Source organism: Arsenophonus sp. ENCA (assembly GCF_002287155.1).
In the GTDB taxonomy this organism is placed as follows: domain Bacteria; phylum Pseudomonadota; class Gammaproteobacteria; order Enterobacterales; family Enterobacteriaceae; genus Arsenophonus; species Arsenophonus nilaparvatae.
Map to the genome: position 1 here is coordinate 1 of NZ_NHNG01000536.1, position 2,230 is coordinate 2,230.

1 protein-coding gene and 4 pseudogenes are annotated in these 2,230 nt (G+C 36.9%); 4 read left to right on the forward strand and 1 reads right to left on the reverse strand.

Features of this window, described 5'->3' with window-relative positions:
* Positions 1 to 212 (forward strand): annotated as a pseudogene (locus tag CBG25_RS13915) (hypothetical protein); the annotation flags it as partial.
* A gap of 132 nt (positions 213 to 344) precedes the next feature.
* Here the strand turns inward: CBG25_RS13915 and CBG25_RS13920 are convergent.
* Positions 345 to 545, reverse strand: a pseudogene (locus CBG25_RS13920) (helix-turn-helix domain-containing protein); the annotation flags it as partial.
* A gap of 90 nt (positions 546 to 635) precedes the next feature.
* On the opposite strand from CBG25_RS13920, the pseudogene CBG25_RS13925 reads away from it, so the two are divergent.
* The 3 genes and pseudogenes from CBG25_RS13925 to nrdD form a co-directional block, all read left to right on the forward strand.
* Positions 636 to 755, forward strand: a pseudogene (locus CBG25_RS13925) (aspartate carbamoyltransferase regulatory subunit); the annotation flags it as partial.
* Positions 756 to 852: 97 nt separating this feature from the next.
* Positions 853 to 1,239 carry a RidA family protein gene (locus tag CBG25_RS13930; protein WP_063655059.1) on the forward strand — a complete coding sequence of 129 codons (387 nt, stop codon included), beginning with the start codon at positions 853 to 855 and terminating at the stop codon, positions 1,237 to 1,239.
* A 342-nt stretch (positions 1,240 to 1,581) separates the two neighbouring features.
* Positions 1,582 to 2,103, forward strand: a pseudogene (gene nrdD, locus CBG25_RS13935) (anaerobic ribonucleoside-triphosphate reductase); the annotation flags it as partial.
* Positions 2,104 to 2,230 lie beyond the last annotated feature (127 nt).

The following is a 2,230-nucleotide window of genomic DNA, read 5'->3' on the forward strand; positions in this document are numbered from 1 at the left end:
ATCGAGAAGTTAAACAAAATTGTGGTATTGAACGCTGTCAGGCTCGCACGAGCCGAGCGCAAAGAAATCATATTTTTCTCGCTATTTCTGCGTGGTTTGAACAACATAAACGTCGTATATCTGAAAAAATAACCCTTTATCAACAAAATTGGGACGTAATCAAAAATGCTATTGCTGAGCACATCCGTGTTTTATTAGCGTACCCAAATTAGTTTTGTGCGAAACTCGTGACGTAGCCTTCCACTGATAACTTCTGGCGAGGTATGTAAAGCAAGCTCCTTACGGATAAAATCCTGCGTTTGCGGGGTTTGTTGATTAAATGCATCTCGTGTAGATTTATTGAGACGTCTGGCTTTCGCTAAGGTATCGGCTCTTCTGCAAGAATAAAGTCCATGGAAAGCGGGATCAGTATTACGTTTGAGTTCCCTGCTGACAGTTGAACGAGAAAGCCCCAATTCTCTAGCAATAGTGGCCTGAGTAACACCGTCAATTATTCGTTTTTCGATATAAAAACGCTCATGTAAGCTCAAATGTTTTCCCTTCATACAACAGTATCTCTTATGGGGTCATTACAGTAATTTTATCTATGTATGACCAAGGATTTACTTTGTTGCATTTCGTTTGGGAATTGGCGTAGCAATAATGAACCGGTCAGTAGCAGTTTTACCATTAAGCAGCGACATAATGAAGTCATTCTGACATGCAAATATTGTGAAAAAACCTTTGATCGACATGCGGTAATTAATAATATGTAATGCAGTATTATATAACCCTCTTATTCATGTCGACCACTAGAATAGTGGTGTAGTAAATTTATAATTAACTTTTAGACTACAAGGTAAATAACAACTTATGTCATACGAAATTAAAACTGAAAATGCACCAGCAGCTATCGGCCCTTATGTGCAAGGTGTTGATCTTGGCAACATGATTATTACATCCGGCCAAATTCCGATTGATCCAAAAACCGGTGAAATAGCTGAAGACATAATTGCCCAAACAACACAGTCACTGAAAAATATTCAGGCTATCGTAGAAAAAGCGGGGCTCAGTGTGGCTAATATTGTTAAAACTACCGTTTTTGTTAAAGATATGAATGATTTCGCGAGCGTAAATGCCACTTATGAAGCGTTTTTTAACCAACATAATGCGCCTTATCCTGCTCGTTCTTGCGTCGAAGTTGCTCGCTTACCAAAAGATGTTGGCATTGAAATTGAAGCGATAGCTATTCGTCAATAAAAACCCTAACTTTGATATTATGCCTAATCAAACTTAGCTAACGCTTGTGATTTAACCATTTACTTAACCAAATCTTTATAGAAACTTTTTCTATAAAGATTTTTAAATAATTAGCAACTTAAACCTCTCTGTTGTTATTAACATTTAGCTAAAAAGCAAACAACATCAAATTTCTTTGTTTTAGATCAATAAAAGCCCTGCTAAATAACATCCAGATACTATATATTGTGCTTTAATATACTTAAAAGTACTATATATAGAATTTATAGACAAGTTATCCACAATTTAATGCTACCTGATTAATTGTGATTAAATTGTGGATAATAATTGGAGGAGCCTATTGTGAAAACAGTAGTTATTAAACGCGATGGTTGTCAGGTCGTTTTTGATAAAAATCGGATCAAAGAAGCCGTCATGCGTGCAGCCACTGCCACTGGGATTTGCGATGATCAATATTGTGCAGATGTCGCCTCAGTCGTCGAACAACAATTAGGCAACCGCCAAACCGTTGATATTCATGAAATTCAGGATGCAGTTGAAAATCAACTGATGGCGGGTCTTTATAAAGATCTGGCCAGAAATTACATTGAATATCGCCATGAACGGGACATTGCCAGAGAACAAAGTAGCCGTCTTACTCACGAAATTCGCGGCTTAATTGAGCAAAGTAATGTTTCGTTACTTAATGAGAATGCGAATAAAGACAGTAAGGTTATTCCAACTCAACGCGATTTATTAGCAGGTATTGTTGCTAAACATTATGCTAAACAACATATTTTACCGCGTGATGTCGTTATGGCGCATGAACGTGGTGAAATTCACTATCATGACCTGGATTACTCACCATTTTTTCCAATGTTCAACTAAACTAGTTGCTGAATAGAGACTTGCATTTTTTGTCACGCTATTGAGAATAAAAAGAGGTTTAACTTAGAGAATAAAGGTTTGAAATGATCAACAAAGAGCGGCTGTTACGAGATAATCGTTTATG